At 76.4% G+C, this 16,227-nt stretch carries 20 protein-coding genes and 1 tRNA gene; 9 read left to right on the forward strand and 12 right to left on the reverse strand.

What is annotated here, in order from left to right; all coding sequences use genetic code 11:
- The first annotated feature begins 23 nt into the window (after positions 1-23).
- Positions 24-1,214 (forward strand): glycosyltransferase family 2 protein, encoded by a 1,191-nt coding sequence (locus ACI8AR_RS10625; RefSeq protein WP_457050993.1) that lies wholly within the window; start codon positions 24-26, stop codon positions 1,212-1,214.
- Between the two features lie 20 nt (positions 1,215-1,234).
- Complete coding sequence (locus ACI8AR_RS10630; RefSeq protein ID WP_456935188.1) at positions 1,235-1,396, forward strand: hypothetical protein; 162 nt, start codon at positions 1,235-1,237, stop codon at positions 1,394-1,396.
- A 16-nt stretch (positions 1,397-1,412) separates the two neighbouring features.
- Here the strand turns inward: ACI8AR_RS10630 and ACI8AR_RS10635 are convergent, their stop codons facing one another.
- Positions 1,413-2,357: a hypothetical protein gene (locus tag ACI8AR_RS10635; protein WP_457050994.1), complete on the reverse strand. Its 945-nt coding sequence runs from the start codon at positions 2,355-2,357 to the stop codon at positions 1,413-1,415.
- A gap of 220 nt (positions 2,358-2,577) precedes the next feature.
- On the opposite strand from ACI8AR_RS10635, the gene ACI8AR_RS10640 reads away from it, so the two are divergent.
- Complete coding sequence (locus ACI8AR_RS10640) at positions 2,578-3,498, forward strand: DUF6910 family protein (RefSeq protein WP_457050995.1); 921 nt, start codon at positions 2,578-2,580, stop codon at positions 3,496-3,498.
- Positions 3,499-3,506: 8 nt separating this feature from the next.
- Here the strand turns inward: ACI8AR_RS10640 and ACI8AR_RS10645 are convergent.
- Positions 3,507-3,587: transfer RNA gene (locus ACI8AR_RS10645), tRNA-Leu, on the reverse strand.
- Positions 3,588-3,689: 102 nt separating this feature from the next.
- Between ACI8AR_RS10645 and ACI8AR_RS10650 the strand changes: the two genes are divergently transcribed.
- Together ACI8AR_RS10650 and ACI8AR_RS10655 are read left to right on the forward strand one after the other, a co-directional pair.
- Entirely contained in the window at positions 3,690-3,920 is a 231-nt protein-coding gene (locus ACI8AR_RS10650; protein ID WP_387985736.1) for a DUF3618 domain-containing protein, read from the forward strand.
- Between the two features lie 8 nt (positions 3,921-3,928).
- On the forward strand, positions 3,929-4,426 hold the full coding sequence (locus tag ACI8AR_RS10655) for a DUF427 domain-containing protein (RefSeq protein ID WP_457050996.1): 498 nt from the start codon (positions 3,929-3,931) through the stop codon (positions 4,424-4,426).
- Positions 4,427-4,429: 3 nt separating this feature from the next.
- Here the strand turns inward: ACI8AR_RS10655 and ACI8AR_RS10660 are convergent, their stop codons facing one another.
- Complete coding sequence (locus ACI8AR_RS10660) at positions 4,430-5,041, reverse strand: TetR/AcrR family transcriptional regulator (RefSeq protein WP_457045275.1); 612 nt, start codon at positions 5,039-5,041, stop codon at positions 4,430-4,432.
- A 121-nt stretch (positions 5,042-5,162) separates the two neighbouring features.
- Between ACI8AR_RS10660 and ACI8AR_RS10665 the strand changes: the two genes are divergently transcribed.
- Positions 5,163-6,260, forward strand: coding sequence for an EAL domain-containing protein (locus ACI8AR_RS10665; protein WP_457050997.1), 1,098 nt, complete (start codon positions 5,163-5,165; stop codon positions 6,258-6,260).
- On the opposite strand, the gene ACI8AR_RS10670 is transcribed toward ACI8AR_RS10665, so the two are convergent.
- A complete protein-coding gene (locus ACI8AR_RS10670) occupies positions 6,238-6,819 on the reverse strand; it encodes a histidine phosphatase family protein (protein WP_457050998.1) in 582 nt (193 codons plus the stop codon). The two genes, ACI8AR_RS10665 and ACI8AR_RS10670, sit on opposite strands and share 23 nt — an antisense overlap.
- A gap of 128 nt (positions 6,820-6,947) precedes the next feature.
- Here ACI8AR_RS10670 and ACI8AR_RS10675 point away from each other — a divergent pair, with 128 nt between their 5' ends.
- Positions 6,948-7,802: an aldo/keto reductase gene (locus ACI8AR_RS10675; protein ID WP_457050999.1), complete on the forward strand. Its 855-nt coding sequence runs from the start codon at positions 6,948-6,950 to the stop codon at positions 7,800-7,802.
- Between the two features lie 60 nt (positions 7,803-7,862).
- Here the strand turns inward: ACI8AR_RS10675 and ACI8AR_RS10680 are convergent, their stop codons facing one another.
- Complete coding sequence (locus ACI8AR_RS10680) at positions 7,863-8,402, reverse strand: STAS domain-containing protein (RefSeq protein WP_457051000.1); 540 nt, start codon at positions 8,400-8,402, stop codon at positions 7,863-7,865.
- A gap of 189 nt (positions 8,403-8,591) precedes the next feature.
- Here ACI8AR_RS10680 and ACI8AR_RS10685 point away from each other — a divergent pair, with 189 nt between their 5' ends.
- Positions 8,592-9,746 carry an acyl-CoA dehydrogenase family protein gene (locus ACI8AR_RS10685; protein ID WP_457051001.1) on the forward strand — a complete coding sequence of 385 codons (1,155 nt, stop codon included), beginning with the start codon at positions 8,592-8,594 and terminating at the stop codon, positions 9,744-9,746.
- Positions 9,739-10,482: a PaaI family thioesterase gene (locus tag ACI8AR_RS10690; RefSeq protein ID WP_457051002.1), complete on the forward strand. Its 744-nt coding sequence runs from the start codon at positions 9,739-9,741 to the stop codon at positions 10,480-10,482. Before ACI8AR_RS10685 ends, ACI8AR_RS10690 begins: the two co-directional genes overlap by 8 nt.
- Before the next feature lie 19 nt (positions 10,483-10,501).
- On the opposite strand, the gene ACI8AR_RS10695 is transcribed toward ACI8AR_RS10690, so the two are convergent.
- From ACI8AR_RS10695 to ACI8AR_RS10725, 7 genes are all read right to left on the reverse strand, one after another.
- Positions 10,502-11,164 carry an MBL fold metallo-hydrolase gene (locus tag ACI8AR_RS10695; RefSeq protein WP_457051003.1) on the reverse strand — a complete coding sequence of 221 codons (663 nt, stop codon included), beginning with the start codon at positions 11,162-11,164 and terminating at the stop codon, positions 10,502-10,504.
- Between the two features lie 259 nt (positions 11,165-11,423).
- On the reverse strand, positions 11,424-11,987 hold the full coding sequence (locus ACI8AR_RS10700; RefSeq protein ID WP_457051004.1) for a dihydrofolate reductase family protein: 564 nt from the start codon (positions 11,985-11,987) through the stop codon (positions 11,424-11,426).
- A gap of 65 nt (positions 11,988-12,052) precedes the next feature.
- Positions 12,053-12,799, reverse strand: coding sequence for a hypothetical protein (locus ACI8AR_RS10705; protein WP_457051005.1), 747 nt, complete (start codon positions 12,797-12,799; stop codon positions 12,053-12,055).
- Between the two features lie 82 nt (positions 12,800-12,881).
- Positions 12,882-14,000, reverse strand: a complete 1,119-nt coding sequence (locus ACI8AR_RS10710; RefSeq protein WP_457051006.1) for an NAD-dependent epimerase/dehydratase family protein — start codon at positions 13,998-14,000, stop codon at positions 12,882-12,884.
- A 9-nt stretch (positions 14,001-14,009) separates the two neighbouring features.
- Positions 14,010-15,299 carry an MFS transporter gene (locus tag ACI8AR_RS10715; protein ID WP_457051007.1) on the reverse strand — a complete coding sequence of 430 codons (1,290 nt, stop codon included), beginning with the start codon at positions 15,297-15,299 and terminating at the stop codon, positions 14,010-14,012.
- Entirely contained in the window at positions 15,296-15,877 is a 582-nt protein-coding gene (locus ACI8AR_RS10720) for a helix-turn-helix domain-containing protein (protein ID WP_457051008.1), read from the reverse strand. Before ACI8AR_RS10720 ends, ACI8AR_RS10715 begins: the two co-directional genes overlap by 4 nt.
- 58 nt (positions 15,878-15,935) lie before the next feature.
- Positions 15,936-16,136, reverse strand: a complete 201-nt coding sequence (locus ACI8AR_RS10725; protein ID WP_457051009.1) for a hypothetical protein — start codon at positions 16,134-16,136, stop codon at positions 15,936-15,938.
- Positions 16,137-16,227: the final 91 nt, after the last annotated feature.

Below are 16,227 nucleotides of genomic sequence, written 5' to 3' on the forward strand. Positions count from 1 at the left end.
CGGGACGACGGCAGGGGGCGGGCATGGCAGGGGACGACGGGCGCCCGGCGGCGCGGCTGGTCGTGCTGATCCCGGCGCACGACGAGGCCGCGAACATCGGGGACACCCTCGACGCCCTGCAACGGCAGACGCGCCGTCCCGACCGCGTGGTCGTCGTCGCCGACAACTGCACCGACGACACCGCCGGGATCGCGCGCGGGCGGGGAGCCGAGGTCTACGAGACCGTCGGCAACACCGAGAAGAAGGCCGGCGCCCTCAACCAGGCGATCGTGCAGCGGTTCCGCCGCACCGCCACCGCCGACCGGCGGGGCGCCTCCGACGACCCCCGGCGCGGCCCGGACCGGCGCAGGGGCGCGGGGGACGCCGGCCCCGTCCCCGACCTGCGCGACGACGACCTCGTCCTGGTGATGGACGCCGACACGGAGCTCGCGCCCGGGTTCCTCGCGGCCGCCGCGGCCAGCCTCGAGTCCTCGCCGCGGATCGGCGCCGCCGGGGGCCTGTTCTACGGGCACCCCGGGGCGGGGGTCCTCGGGCAGCTGCAGCGCAACGAGTACCTGCGGTACAGCCGCGACGTCTCGCGGACCGGTCGCGTCATGGTGCTGACCGGGACGGGCACGCTGTTCCGCGTCCGGGCGCTGCGGGAGGTGGCCGCCGCCCGCGGCACCACGCTGCCCGGCCGGGAGGGGCAGGTCTACGACACCCTCGCGCTCACCGAGGACAACGAGCTGACCCTCGCGCTCAAGACCCTGGGCTGGCGCATGACCAGCCCGGCGGCGTGCTCGGTGGTCACCGAGATCATGCCGACCTGGCGGGACCTGTGGAAGCAGCGCATGCGGTGGCAGCGCGGCGCCCTGGAGAACCTCCGGCACTACGGGCTCACCCGGGTCACCCTGCGCTACTGGGGCCAGCAGCTGGGCATGGGCCTCGGCGTCCTCGCCTTCCAGGCCTACCTGCTGCTCACCGTGCTGGTCCTCGCCCGCGACGGCGGCCTGCACATGGACCCGTTCTGGACCTCGGTCGGCCTGGTCTTCCTGGCCGAGCGGCTGGTGACCGTCCGCCGGGGCGGCCCGCGGGCGCTGCTGCTGGCGCTGCCCCTGGTCGTCGAGCTGGTCTACGACCTGTTCATCCAGGCCGTCTTCGTCCGCTCCCTGGTGGACGTCGTCCGCCGGCGGGAGGCCACCTGGCACCACGTCGCGGCTCCCGCGGCGGGCTGACCCACCGAGAGGAGGTGCACGTGTACAGCAAGGCGGGTTACGTGACGGCCAGCGGCGTGGGCGGGTCGACCGCCCTCGCCTACACCGGCTTCAACGCGCTGGCGGTCGTGGTCGCCGGCGTCACCCTGCTGTTCGCCGGGCTGGCGTTGCTCAAGCTGGTCCCGCGGCGGGCGAAGGACTGATCCCGGGGCGGCCGGCTCAGGCGGCCGGCTGCGCCTCGCTGCCGGCGTCGGCCTGCGCCCCGGTGTCCGCCTCGGCCTGCGGCTCGGTGCCCGAGCCGCTGTCCGGGCCGGAGCCCGAGCCGCTGTCCGAGCCGGTGCCCGAGTCGCCGTCGGACCCGCTGCCCGAGTCGGTCCCCGGCGCCTGCGTCGACGGCTCGGCGGGCGCGGACTCCTCGGCGCCGTCGCCGGTGCCGTCCTCGCCGTCCTCGTCGCCGCCGCTCTCGGTGGCGGGCGCGGACTCCTCGGGCGGCGTCGCGCTCTCCCCGGCGTCCCCGGGCGTGCCCGTGGCCGGCGCCTCGGTCGTCGGGGTGGTCGGGTCGGAGTCCGACGGGGTCACGTCGCGCGAGGACGAGGCGTTGGACAGCTCGCCGATCGTGGTGGACGACGAGGAGTCCTCGGTCCCGCCGACCAGCGCCGACACCGGCTTCTGGCCGATCAGCTCGATCGCGGTGACGATGCCCATCGCCAGGACGAAGACCGCGGCGGCGTACGCCGCCACCCGCGGCCAGCGGATCCGCCGGCGCGGTGCCGGGGCCTGGCGCGGGTCCAGGTGCGCGGGCAGCTCCCGGGTCGCCGCCTCGTCGGCGGCGGTCCCGGCAGCGGGCATCGCCCGGGTCGGGGCCTCACCGGCTGTGGAGCCGGGGCGGGTCGCCAGCTGCTCGCGGGCCTTCCGCAGCTTCTCGCTCGTGCGGTTCAGGGAGGTGCTGTAGAGCGCGGAGCCGACGGTGCTGACGATGCTGACGAGCGCCGCGCCGATCACCGTACCGGCGACGCCGAAGAACGAGGCGAGGACCGCCGCGGACACCGCGGCCAGGGCGCCGGCCGCCACCTGGGTGACGGTGAGCGAGGTGCGGGGCTTGTCGGGGGCCGGCTCGGGGTTCGTGCCGGGGGAGGGGCTGGTCTCGGTGCGCGGGGAGGTCATGAGCTCCGACGGGTCGTGTCCGGAGGACTGTGTGCAGGGGAAGAGGGCCGGCCCCGGGCACCCCGTCGTGCGGCCGGCCGACCCGAGGCTACGTCGGCTTCGCCGCGCGTGCAGCGGCCCTGGACGGAGTTCAGCGTGCTGAGCTGCGAGAAGACGGTTGTGTGATCCCGTCCCGGAACCTGCCCGCGTGAGGCGGCGCCCGAGCGGGCACCCCGTCCCCGTGCGCGTCGACCTCACCGCCGTCCGCGGGCTCCGCTTCGACGACGGGACGCCGGTGACCGCGGCCTCGGGTCTCGCGCCGCTGGGCGACGGCTGGCTCGTGGTCCAGGACGACGCCACGTCCGCGGCCTGGCAGCGCCCGGGCGGCGTCGTCCCGGTGCGGCTGCTGCCGCCGGTCGAGGGGCACGACCGGTTCTCCGAGGCGGCCGGGACCAAGTCCCTCAAGCCCGACCTGGAGACGGCCAGCCCGGTGGAGGCGGGCGGGCGGCCCGCGGTGCTGCTGCTCGGGTCGGGGTCCACGCCGCGGCGCACCCGCGGGGGGCTGGTCGTCCTCGACGGCGACCGGCCGTCCGCCCGGGCGGCCGACCTCGGCCCGCTGTACGCCGCGGTCGGCGACCGCCTCGGGGTGCCGGACGGGCAGCGGAACCTGGAGGGCGCCGCCCGCGCGGGCGACGTCCTCCGCTGGTACCAGCGCGGCAACCGCGCCGCCGGGGTGCCGAACGCCTGCGTCGAGGTCCCGCTGGCGCCGTTGCTGGCGGCCGTGCTCGGGCACGCGGACCCCGGCGCGGTGCCGCTGGGGCCGGTGCACGTCCTCGACCTCGGCGAGGTCGCCGGCGTCGGGCTCGCCGTCACCGACGCCGTCGGGCTGCCCGACGGCCGGGAGCTGCTGTCCGCGGCGGCGGAGGACACGCCGAACGCCGTCGACGACGGCCCGGTGGTGGCCACGGCGCTCGTCCTGGTCGAGCACGGGCGGGTGCTCGACGTCGCGCCGGTGCCGGAGGTGGACGGGCGGGTGGCGAAGGTCGAGGGCCTGGCCCTGCGCGGCGTGGACGGCGACCGGGTGGACCTGCTGGCGGTGGTCGACGCGGACGACCCGGGGCTCGCCTCGCCGCAGGTCGAGCTCACCGTGCGCCTGGGCTGAGCCCTGGGTGCGGGAGGCGGGAGTCGAACCCGCACGCCCGAGGGCACCAGATCCTAAGTCTGGCGTGGCTGCCGTTACACCACTCCCGCGTGGCCGCCGAGTCTAGGGCGCGTCCCGGGGCGCATCGCCCGCGCGGGTGCCGCTGATCGCCGGAACGGGCCGGTCGGCGCGGTGTCTGGCAGGCTGTCGCCGTGCCTCGCGACCCTCGAGAGATCCAGCTGGAGATCGACGCCGCCCGTGAGTCGCTGGCGGCCACCCTGGACCAGTTGGCGTACCGGAGCAGCCCGACGCGGCTCCGCGCCCAGGGGCAGGCCGCCGTCGTGCGCTTCCTGCAGTCGACGGCGGGGCGCGCCACCGTCGGTGCCCTCGGCCTGCTGGTGACGCTGGTCGTCGTCCAGAAGGCCCGGCACCGCAACGACTGAGCCGCACCGTGCGCCCGCCGCGCCGCGACCCGGTCGGCCCGGGTCAGGAGTCGGTCTGGGACTACCCGCGCCCCCCGTCGGCGGAGGTGACGCCGCGCCGCGTCGTCGTCGAGCTGGGCGGGCGGGTGGTCGGGGAGACCAGCCGCGCGGTGCGGGTCTGCGAGACCAGCCACCCGCCGGTCTACTACGTGCCCCGCGAGGACGTCGTCCCCGGCGTGCTCGAGCGGGCCGCCGGCTCGTCGTGGTGCGAGTGGAAGGGGCGGGCCACCTACTGGGACGCCGTCGTCGACGGGCGTCGCTACCCGGCGGTCGGCTGGTCCTACGAGGACCCGGCCCCGGGGTACGAGCACCTGCGCGGGGCGGTGGCGTTCTACCCGAGCCGGGTCGACCGGGCGCTGGTCGACGGCGAGCAGGTGCGCGCGCAGGCGGGGGACTTCTACGGCGGCTGGATCACCGCGGACGTCGTCGGCCCGTTCAAGGGCGAGCCGGGCACGCTCGGCTGGTGAGCGTCAGGCCCGGCGGACCAGCGGGAGCACCACGGTCTCGAGCACGGCGTCGGCGTAGGCGGCGTCCACCGGCTCACGGGTGACCAGCCAGCGCTGCACGAGCAGCGCGGTGGTGGCCTCGGCGGGGATCGACTGCGGCAGGCCGGGGCCCACCTCGCCGCGCGCCTGGGCGCGGGTCCACACCTCGTCGTAGGCCCGCCGCCAGACGGCCAGCGGGCCCTCGCGGAACGCCTCGATCAGCGCCGGCTCGTGCTGCATCGCCGCGAGCAGCGAGCGGGTCGCGGCCCCGACGGGGCTGGCCATCATCTCCACCATGCGGTGCACGAGCTGGCGGAGGTCGCCCTCGAGCGACCCGGTGTCGGCGGTGACCGTCCAGGCCCGGTTGAGGTCGGAGACGGTGTCGACGACGAGGTCCTGCTTCGTGCGCCAGCGGCGGTAGATGGTCGCCTTCCCGACGCCGGCCTCCGCCGCCACGGCGTCCATGGTCAGCGCGCCGTACCCGACCTCCCCGAGCAGCCGGAGGATGGCCGCGCGGATGACGTCGTCACGGCTGGGGTCGCGCGGGCGGCCGCCGCGGCCATGGCGCGTCGGCGGCTCGGTGATCACAGCAGCCATGGATCGACAGTAGGGCCTCCGCGCCGCGTGCAGACCGGTCGGCCGCGCGGCATCCTGAACGGTCGGGACCCGTCCGCGCGCCTGCCCGCACCGGCCGGGCCGGTCGGTCATCCTGCTGCGCGTGGCGAGTCCGATCGGCGCGGCGCGGCGGCGCGAGCAGTGGCCCCTGCCCGAGGCCGCGACCCGCGTGCTGCTGGCGACCGCGGAGGAGAACGTGCTGCCCGCCGTGGCCGCCGTCGCCCGGTCGGCCGGGCTGTCGGTCTTCGCCGCCCCCGGCCTGCTCGACCTCTCCGACGAGCGCGACGGCGTCGGCGTGGAGGTCTTCTTCGACCGGCTCTCCCGCGCGCTGACCGGCGCCGAGGCCGAGGCGGTGCGGGTGGCCACCGACCCGGCCAACGAGTACACCGCGCTGACCCTCGGCCTGCTCACGGCGCCGACCCTGGCGCAGGAGCTGGCCCGCCGCGGGGTGACCGCCGAGGTCGGCGTGCTCGCCGAGGCCGAGCTGTGGTCGGCGTACCAGCCGATCGTGGCGCTGGCCGACCGCGCCGTCGTCGCCCACGAGGCGCTGCTGCGCGGCGACTCCGACGGGCGCACCGTGGACGGCGGGGACCTGTTCTTCGTGGCCGACTCCGCCGGCTGGCTGACCCGGCTGGACCGGGTCGGCCGCGAGTGCGCCATCGCCGGCGCCGCGGGCTGGCTGGGCGGCGCCGACCTGTTCGTCAACACCCGGCCCACCTCGGTGCTGCACCCCGACGCCGACCTCGCCAGCACCGTCGAGGCGCTGGAGGCCGCGGGGCTGGAGCCGCGGCAGCTGGTGCTGGAGGTGGGGGAGCGGGCCGCCGTCGCCGATCGCGGGCACCTGCTCGCCGTCCTCGAGTCCTACCGGGAGCGCGGCTGGCGGGTGGCCCTGGACGAGGTGGCTGCCGGGTGGTCGAGCCGCTCGCTGCTCGACGTCGTCCGGCCCGACGTGGTCAAGCTCGGCCGGGCGCTGGTGTCCGCGCTGCCCGACGACGGCGCCCGCGCGGTGGTCCGCACCGTGACCGAGCACGCGCACCGGCTCGGGGCGGTCGTCGTCGCGGAGGGGGTGGAGACGGAGCAGGTGGCCACGGAGGTGGCCGCGCTCGGCGCCGACCTCGCCCAGGGCTGGCTGTTCGGCCGGCCCGCCGCGCCCGCCGGCGTCACCTCGCCGGTGGAGCTCAGCCCAGTCCCCATCCCGTGAGCACCGGGCGCGCGTGCTCGTGCCCGAGCACGCCGTAGGCGCCGGCCGGCAGTGCGAACAGCGCCCCCGCGGCGGGCTCGAGGCCCAGCCAGCGCGCGGTGAGGACCCGCAGCACGTGCCCGTGCGCGACGAGGGCGACGTCGCCGTCGTCGAGCCGGGCCCGCGCCCGGTCGAGCACCCGGTCCACCCGCTCGGCGACCTGCTCGAGGGTCTCGCCGGGGGTCTCGCCCGCCACCACCGGGTCGCGCCAGACCGACCACTCGCGGCCGAGCTCCTCGCTGATCTCGGCGGTGGTGCGGCCCTCGTAGCCGCCGTAGTCGAGCTCGACGAGGTCCTCGTCGACGCCGGTGGCGGTCAGCCCGGCCAGCTCGGCGGTGCGCCGGGCGCGCTGCCGGGGACTGGTCCACACCTCGACGACGTGCCGCCCGGCCAGCGTCGGAGCCAGGGAGCGGGCCCGCTCCTCGCCCTCGGGCAGCAGCGGCAGGTCGGTCACGCCGGTGTGCTGGCCGCTCCTGCTCCACTCGGTCGCGCCGTGCCGCAGCACCAGGATCTCGCCCATCGCCGTCCTCTCGTTCGCGTGTCGCCGGTCACATCGTCGGCGCGCCGGGAAGAGCGGCGCGGACCGCCGTGCTGGCGGGGTGCGGGACCCCGGGCGGCCGGCCCGGGGCACACGCACCGGGAGGGTCCATGACCGCCACCGCACCTGCCGACACCTTCGCCATCGGCGGTGACCTCGCCGTCCACCGGCTCGGCTACGGCGCCATGCAGCTGCCCGGCCCGGGCGTCTGGGGCGAGCCGGCCGACCGCGACGCCGCGCTGCGCGTCGTCCGCGCCGCCGTCGAGCAGGGCGTCGACCTCATCGACACCGCCGACTCCTACGGGCCGTTCGTCAGCGAGCTGATCATCGCCGAGGCGCTGCACCCGTACCCGGAGGGCCTGGTCGTCGCCACCAAGGCCGGCCTGACCCGCCAGGGCCCGGGCATCTGGACGCCGGTCGGGCGCCCGGCCTACCTCAAGCAGCAGGTCGAGCTGTCGCTGCGCCACCTGCGGGTCGAGCGCATCGACCTCATCCAGCTGCACCGCATCGACGCCGAGGTGCCGCTGGCCGACCAGCTCGGCGCCTTCAAGGAGCTGCAGGACGAGGGCAAGGTCCGCCACATCGGCGTCTCCGAGGTCTCGGTCGAGGAGCTGCGGGCGTCGCGCGAGATCGTCGACGTCGTCAGCGTCCAGAACCTCTACAACCTGACCAACCGGCAGTCGCAGGACGTCCTGGACTACGCCACCGACAACGGGATCGCGTTCATCCCGTGGTTCCCGATCGCGACCGGCGACCTCGCCGCCCCGCACAGCCCGGTGGCCGACATCGCCCGGGAGCTGGACGCCACCCCGGCGCAGGTCGCGCTGGCCTGGCTGCTGCAGAAGTCGCCGGTGGTGCTGCCCATCCCGGGCACGAAGTCGGTGGACCACCTCACCGAGAACATGGGCGCGGCGCAGCTGACGCTGTCCGACGAGGACATGGCCCGCCTGGACGCCCTGGCCTAGGCGCACCCCGCTCGTGCCCCGGTCCGCCGCGTACGGGCCGGGGCACGAGCGCGTCCGGCGTCAGCGCCAGCGGTCCAGCGGGACGGGGACACGGCGGCGGGACGCCCCGGCCGGTCCCCGCATCGGGTGCGCCGCGGCCCGCGGCCGGCGGGCGTCCTCGAGCGCCGGGGGCTGCCCGTCCGCCGCGGCGAGCAGCGACCCGACGGGGAGGGGCTGGGTGGGGCGCGGGTCGGTCACGGACTCCGGCGCCGGCCGCGGCAGGGGGCGCACGGGGTCTGCGCCGGTGAGCGGGCCGTCGAGCTCGAGGACGCCGGCGAGGCCGGCCTCGGCCACCTGGCGGCGGGTGGCCGCGGGCGCGCCGACCACCCGGCACCGCCGGCCGGCAGCGGTGAGGGTGTCGCTGAAGCCGGCGAGGGTCCGCAGCGCCGCGCGGTCGTGGAAGCGGGCGCCGGCCACGTCGACGACGACGCTGGGGGTGCCGTGCTCGGCGGCCCGGGTCAGGCCGGCGGCTAGGCGGGGGAGGGTCGGCCGGCCGGCGTCGCCGGTCAGGCGGACGACGACCTGGTCCGGTGCGGGCACGACGGCGACGGAGAGGTGCACGAGGGCTCCCGGGGGAGGACACGGCGCCGCTGGTTCGGGTGCCGTCGGTGACGCTAGTGCGGCTGATCGTGACCGGCAACGGGGTGTGTCCGGTTCACGACGTTCCGTCCTCGGCCGTCCGCAACACCTCCGGCGTTGTGTTGCACCCCCGGCTCGTCGGGAGGCCGCCGGAGGCGGCACGATGGGGGCGTGGACGCCGAGGACTTCACGCAGATCCGGGACGCGGTGCGCCAGTTGGTGCGGGAGGTGGTCGTCCCGCGCGAGGAGGAGATCGACCTCGACGACCGCATCCCCGAGGAGCTGCGCGGCGCGGCGGCGGACATGGGCCTGTTCGGCTACGCGCTGCCCGAGGAGTACGGCGGCCTGGGCGTCTCCATGAGCGAGGACGTCGAGCTGGCCTTCGAGTTCGGCTACACGACGCCGGCCTTCCGGTCGCTGTTCGGTACGAACAACGGCATCGCGGGCCAGGTGATCGCGAAGTTCGGCAGCGAGGAGCAGAAGAAGGCCTACCTGCCGCGGCTGGCCGCCGGCGAGCTGATCGGCTCCTTCGCGCTCACCGAGGCCGAGGCCGGCTCCGACCCGGCGGGCCTGCGCACCAGCGCCCGCCGCGACGGCGACGGCTGGGTGCTCAACGGCGCCAAGCGGTACATCACCAACGCGCCGCTGGCCGACCTGTTCGTCGTCTTCGCCCGCACCGACCCGGAGGAGAAGGGCGGGCGCGGGATCTCCAGCTTCGTCGTCGACGCGAAGGCGCCCGGCGTCTCGCTCGGCCCCAAGGACAAGAAGATGGGCCAGTCGGGGGCGTGGACCTCGGAGGTGTTCTTCGACGACGTCCACGTGCCGGCCGACGCGCTGATCGGCGAGGAGGGGCGCGGCTACGCGAAGGCGCTCACCGTGCTCTCCCGCGGCCGGCTGCACATCGCGGCGCTGTGCGTGGGGATGGCGCAGCGGGTGCTCGACGAGTCGGTCGCCTACGCCGCCACGGCCAAGCAGGGCGGCGCCCCGATCGGCCGGTTCCAGCTGGTGCAGGCGCTGATCGCCGACATGCACGCCGAGACCCTGGCCGGGAAGGCGATGGTCCGCGAGGTCGCCGCCCGTTACGACTCCGGCGAGGACACCTCGATCGGCCCGTCGTCGGCGAAGCTGTGGTGCAGCGAGATGGTCGGCCGGGCGACCGACCGCGCCGTCCAGGTGCACGGCGGGCTGGGCTACCTGCGGACCACGCCGGTCGAGCGCTTCTACCGCGACGCCCGCCTCTACCGGCTGTACGAGGGCACCAGCGAGGTGCAGCGGGTGATCATCGGCGGCGGGCTGCTGCGCGCGGCCGGGATGCCGCGTGGCTGACGAAGGACCCTCCTGCCCCCCGCCCCTCGCTGACGCTCGGGACGGGTCCCTGCAGGAGGGCCGTTCCAGTCTGTCACCGGATGAGCGGGCCGCCCGGCGGGTCGCCGTCGGGGAGCTGGGGGACGCGCTGCGCGACCTGGTCGACGCCGCCGTCCGCACGGAGGTGCCGGAGGCGGAGCTCGAGGCGGCCGCCGCCGTCGCGCGGGAGCTGGCGGCGCGGCTGCGGATGGCCGGTCGCGGCCTGCACGAGATCGCCCGCGTCGACGACCCGGAGACCGGTGAGCGCTGGTACAGCCCGGTGTACGGGCCGGGCAGCCCGGTGGCGCCGCCGCTGGTGGCCACCGACACCCCCGACGGGACGGCGACCGGCCGGGTCACCGTGGGCAAGGCGCACGAGGGACCGCCCGGGCTGGTGCACGGCGGCGTCGTGGCGACGCTGCTCGACCACGTCCTGGCCCGCGCGCTGCGCGCCGCCGGCCGCGGCGGGCTGACCGCGACCCTCACCGTGAGGTACCGGCGCCCGGTGCACCTGGGGGTGCCGCTGCTGCTGACCGCCGAGATGGGGGAGACCGTGGGCCGGCGCACCACCGCGCACGCCCGGCTGGTGGCCGAGGACAGCCCCGAGGTGGTGCTCGCCGAGGCCGAGGGCCTGTTCGTGGCACTGCGCGCGGAGCAGGCCGCCGACGTCTTCGCGGCCACCGGCCGCTCGGTCGGCGCCTGGACGACGCGCGCCTGACCAGGAGCCGTCCCGCGGCTCAGACGGTGCGGGGGCGCCAGGGCTCGTGCTCGTGCGCGAGCCAGACCAGCTCGGGGTCGAGCGCACGCACCAGCAGCTGACCCTCGGTGCGTGGCTCGTCGAGCTCGCCGAACCAGACCGCCATGTCGCCGCCGATGACGATCGGACGCCCGCCGGTCTCGACGACGACCACCTGCGTGCCGGGTGTGTGGCCCGGCGCCGGGACGAGCCGGAGCCCGGGGAGCAGTTCGAGCTCGCCGTCGACCGGCACGTACCGCACGCCGGGCGCGTCGACCCACTCGCGGATGGTGTAGCCGTCCTGGCTGCGCGCGTCGTCGAGCTCCCGACGCTGGACGTGGGTCGGCTTCCCGGCGAAGAGGTGGTTGCCTCCGCAGTGGTCGAAGTGCAGGTGCGTGTTGACGACGACGTCGATGGCGGCCAGGTCGAAGTCCTGCTCGCTGAGTGGCCGGAGACGGGGATCGAGATCGGCTCCCGCTGGGTGCAGCTGCGTCATGCCGGTGTCGACCAGCACGCGCGCGTCGGGATGGTCGATCACGTGCACGTAGACCGGCATCCGCTCGCCCTCGGCGAGCAGGTCGGCGACGAGGACCGGCGTGATGGTGACGGGTGCTGCGGTGTCCGTCGTGGACCGACCGCCGGGACGGTGGGGGACGTGGGTCATGACGAGCTCCTCCGCCGTCTGCACGGCTGCGGGGTGAGGTCACGCTGATGCGTAGACGGTGCGAGCGGTCGTGACTCATCGGTGTGATCAGCCGCTCGGAGGAAGGACGAGGACCACCGCCGATGACACGACTGGTCGGTTGGCGACGTTGCTACGTGCACCCCTGGAGCCACCCTCGGAGCCGAGGAACTGACGGCGGTGTCCCCGAGCGGCCCGTTCAGGGCGACAGCCGAGCCCGCGCCGATCCGATGTCGGGCACTCAGTACCTGGTCTCGTACCTGGTCAGGAGCACGCCGTCGGGAAACGTCCGGGTCTCCACCAGGGTCAGGCCCACCCAGTTGTCCAGGGCCGTGAAGAACGGCGTGCCGCCGCCCACCAGGACCGGGTGGGTGACGATCGCGTACTCGTCGATCAGCCCGGCCCGCATGGCCGCCGCGGCGAGGGTGGCGCCGCCGATGTCCATGGGGCCGCCGTCCTCGGTCTTGAGCCGGGTGATCTCGGTGACCGCGTCGCCGGTGACCAGGCGGGTGTTCCAGTCGACCGCGCTGATCGTGGAGGAGAACACCACCTTCGGCATGTCCCGCCAGCGGCGGGCGTACTCGATGTGTGCCGGTGTGGCGCCGGGCTGCTGGTCGGCGGTGGGCCAGTGGGAGCTCATCGTCTCCCACAGTCTGCGCCCGTACAGCGCCGTGCCCGTCGCCCCCACCCGGTCGGACCACCACTGGAACAGCTCGTCGCTCGGCACGCTCCAGCCGAGGTCGTCGCCGGGCGCGGCGATGTAGCCGTCCAGGCTCACGTTCATGCCGAAGGTCAGTTTCCGCATGGCGTCATGCCTCCCGTGAGTCGGTGATCGGCGTCCGGGCCGGCACGGCCCGGAAGGGTCATCGGTCAGGCCACACCGAGGTCCTGGGTCGCGGTCGGGCTCAGCAGGGCGGCGGGGTGGTCGTCGCGGTCAGGCCGGACGGCGTCGTGACGACGAGGGTCGCGTCCGGGGCGAGCCGGTACGTCCAGCCGGGCGCCTGGTGCTTGCCGCGGTGGTGCGTGGTGCAGAAGCCGGCCAGGTCCGCTGCCGACGTCGGGCCCTCGGGCCAGGGGCGGACGTGGTCGAGCTCGCCGTTTCCGGGGACGCGGCGGCGGCAGCCGGGGGAGCGGCAGCGCCGGTCGCGGGCGCGGACCCTGCACGTGGGTGCGCACGGCGTCGTCGGCGATCGGGGCGACGTGCTCGATCAGGCACCACAGGTGCCCGGGGTGCAGCGTCCCGGACTCGAGGGCGTCGAGCACCAGGGGCAGCCGCCGGGTCAGGGTGAGCGCCCGCTCGAGGTCGTCCTCGGCGCGCTGCACGGGAACGTTCAGCGCGAGGGACAGCTCCTGGGCCGCCCACTCGCTCACCGGCCGCAGCACGTCGGCCCGCGCCGCCCACCGCTCGGCCGACACCGCCCCCGGCGAGCCCTGCGGCCGGTCGACCGAGGCCGGGCGGGTGGCGGCGAAGGCGGCGAGCGCCCGGTACCGGCGCGCGGTCTGCCGGGCGATCGCCCGGTCCGCGGCCTGCACCTCACCCAGCGGCCCGGCCGCCCAGCCGGCCGGAGGGCCGGACGCGGCAGGAGCGTCGAGCTCCTGCGTCGCGGACCCCGTCACGAGTTCGACCATACGTTCGAGTGGAGTCCGCGAGCAACCCCTGTGGACCGGGAAAGTGCTGGTCAGAGGCGAGAGAGGCGTCTCAGCCGGGACGGTGGTCCGGCACGTTGGCCGGGTCGCCGCCCGGGTCGTGCTCCTTGCCGCCGGTCGCGGCGAGCAGCGGGCCGGGCCCGCCGTCCCCGCGGCCGAGGGCGGCCACGAACTGGCGCAGGACGTCGTCGCCGCGGTAGGCGGGCTGCCAGTCCAGCTGGGTGCGGGCACGGGCGGTCTCGAGCACCGGCGACTGCAGGCCGAGGTCCAGCCAGCCCGGCTCGGTGGGCACCAGGTGCGCGTGGAAGGCCGCGCTCAGCCCGGCGCGCAGCACCGCCGCCGGCACCGGCACCCGGACGGTGCCGAGCGCCCGGGCGATCCCGTCGGCGTCGAGGGCCGGGTCGGCGGAGAGGTTGAACGGGCCGGGCGCGCGCCGGTCGAGCATCCGGGTGATGGCGTCGGCGACGTCGTCGGCGTGGATGAAGCCGACCCGCAGCGACGGCAGCGGCAGCGGCAGTCGCGAGGCGACCTGCCCGGGCACCAGCCGGGCGGCGCCGAGCAGCAGCGGCCCGAGGAAGTAGCGGCCGATCTCGCTGGCCGCCTCCGGCTGCATGACCAGGGTGGGGCGGACGACGGTCAGCGTGACGTCGCGCCTCCGCCCCACCACCTCGCGCACCACCCGCTCGGCCTCGGACTTCTGCCGGCTGTACTGCGAGCTCGGGATGCCGGTGACCGGCCAGTCCTCGGTCACCGGCCGGTCCCCGCCCCCGGCGGCGTAGGCGCCGAGCGAGGACATGTGCACCACGTGCCGCACCCCCGCCGCCACCGCCGCCCGCATCACCCGGCGGGTGCCGTTGACGTTCGCCTCGTGCAGCTCGTCGGGCCTGCGGCCCGGCTGCAGCACCCAGGCCAGGTGGACGACGGCGTCGACGTCCTCGAGCAGGTTGGTCAGCGCCTGCTCGCTGGACGTCTCCCCGAGGTCGGCGGTGTACCAGGTGACGGAGTCGTAGGGCGCGGTGTCCGGCGGCTGCCGGCGGGCCAGCCCGCGGACCTCGGCGACCCCGCTGCCCGGCGCGGTCAGCCGCCGCAGCAGCGCCGTCCCGACGTTGCCGCTCGCGCCGGTGACGGCGACCCGGAGGCCCTTCAGGTGGTCGCGGGGGAGATCAGCCATGCCCCGCCGCTACCCGCGCTGCCGCGAGGCAACCGGGGCGGCCGGCCCGGACGGCGCCGCCGCCGCGGAGCGCAGCCCCACCGACACCGCCGCGACGACGAGCAGCGCCCCCGCGGCCACCCAGAACCCGGTCGCGGTGCCCAGCGCGTCGGCCAGCCGCAGCACCAGCAGGCTGGCGAGCAGGCCGCCGACCTGCAGCGTCAGCGACGACGCCGACAGCGCGGTCGCCCGCTGCCCGGCGGCCACCCGCGCGTGCAGCGCGTCCTTCCACAGCGGCCACGCCGCGGCGTTGCCCACGTAGAAGACGGTGAACAGCCCGCCCAGCACCAGCGGCCCGCCCAGGGGGACGACCGCGACGGCGAGCGCGCCGAGCAGGGCCAGCCCCGCCGTCGCCGCGCCCGCCGACCCCCGCGCCGCCCGGCGGGCGAGCGGTGCGAGCAGCGCCCCGACCCCGGCCGCCGCGTACGACACCGCCATCACCACGCCGAAGACTGCGGCGCCCTCGGCGTCGTCGCCGGTGAGCGCGGCGACGTGCAGCGGCCCCACCAGCTCCAGCGTGCTCAGCGTGCAGCCCACCAGCAGCGAGATCGCCAGCAGCCGGCGCAGCACCCGGTCCCGGGCGACCAGCCGCGCGGTGCCGCGGACGAGCGCGGGCACCTCCCGGACGCCGGCGCGCAGGGCGGCCGTCCCCGCCTGCCGCGCGGGGCCCACCGGGACGACGAGCGCCGCGACGGCGGCCACCGCCAGCAGCGCCACCACCGCGGCGGCCAGCACGGGCAGCACGAGCACCGCGTCGCCCGTGCCCACCGCCACCAGGGGCAGCAGCCCGCCGAGCACCGCGCCCAGGCACAGGCCGGCCCCGTCGGCGGCGCCCGCGCGGGACAGTCCCGGGGTCACGTCCGCGGACGGGTCGGCGGCGTGGACGGCGTCGACGTACCAGGCCTCCAGCGGCCCGGAGTCCAGTGCCCGGCCGACGCCCTTGAGCGCCCACGCCACCGCGAACGCCGCGACGGAGTGCGCGAGGGCCGAGGTGACCAGCCCGGCGGCGGTCATCAGCCCGGACAGCACGAGCACCTGCCGGGTGCCGATCGCGTCGGCCAGCCCCCCGGTGGGCAGCTCCAGCAGGAGGGTGACCAGCGAGTAGACCGCGACGACGACGCCGATGTCCGCCGGGGAGAGCCCGCGGGAGGCGGCCAGCAGCACCGCCACCGGCGCGGCGAGCCCGATCGGGAACCAGCGCAGCGCGGTCAGCCCGACGAACCGGCGGCCGGCCGAGCGGACGGTCAGCGGCGCGCTCACGCCGGGTCCTCGGTGAGCGGGAAGAGGTCCAGCAGCACGTGGACCAGCGGCTGGCCGGGCTCCTCGCGCTCGGCCCGCCAGCGGGCGAGCACGCCGTTGAGCTCCTCGGTGAGCGCGGCGGCGGCCTCCGGCGACAGGTGCAGCGCCCAGTCGTTGAGCGAGACGGCGTCGCGCCAGACGGGCTCCAGGGCCTCGCGCTGCTCGGCGTGCGCGGCGAGCATCCGGCGCTGCCGGCCCAGCGACTGGTGGGTCAGCTCCTCGACGACCTCGCGGCCGCCGGGCTGCCCGACCAGGTCCTCGGTGCGCCACCGGGTGCTGCGGTGCCGGGCGCGCCACCAGCGCTCGCGCGCGGTGCCCTGGTCGGCCACCTCCTCGACGAAGCCGAGGTCCGCGAGCTGGCGCAGGTGGTAGCTGGTCGTCCCGCTGCTCTCGCCCAGGCGCTGGCCCAGCCGGGAGGCCGTGGACGGGCCCTCCGACCGCAGCAGGGCGAGCAGTCCGGTGCGGATCGGGTGCGCCAGCGCCCGCAGCGTGCGCGGGTCGGTGACGTCGACGGTCTCCTCGGGGGCGTTCTCGGCCACGCCTCCAGGCTAGGGATGCAGAGACCTCTTTGCAAAGAGGTCTCTGCATCTGGTCCCGTCAGCCGTCGGAGTCCTCGCCGTCGGTGGCGTCCTCGACCTCCTGCTCGGCCTCGTCGACGCCCTCCTCCACGTTCTGCTCCACCTCGTCGTTGACGACGTCGGAGCCGCAGGCGGCGACGGGAAACCCGGACAGGGCGAGGGCGAGGCCGACGGCGGCGAGGCGCCAGCTGCGGCGGCGGGGCGTGGTGGCGAGCGACATGGCGGCTCCCTGGGGATCGGGGGTGGAGGCACGGAGTGCCCCGGACCGGCGGCGTCCATGCGCCCGGGCCCGCCGCCCGGGGTGATTGACA

It is taken from the genome of Geodermatophilus sp. SYSU D01036, assembly GCF_054050435.1.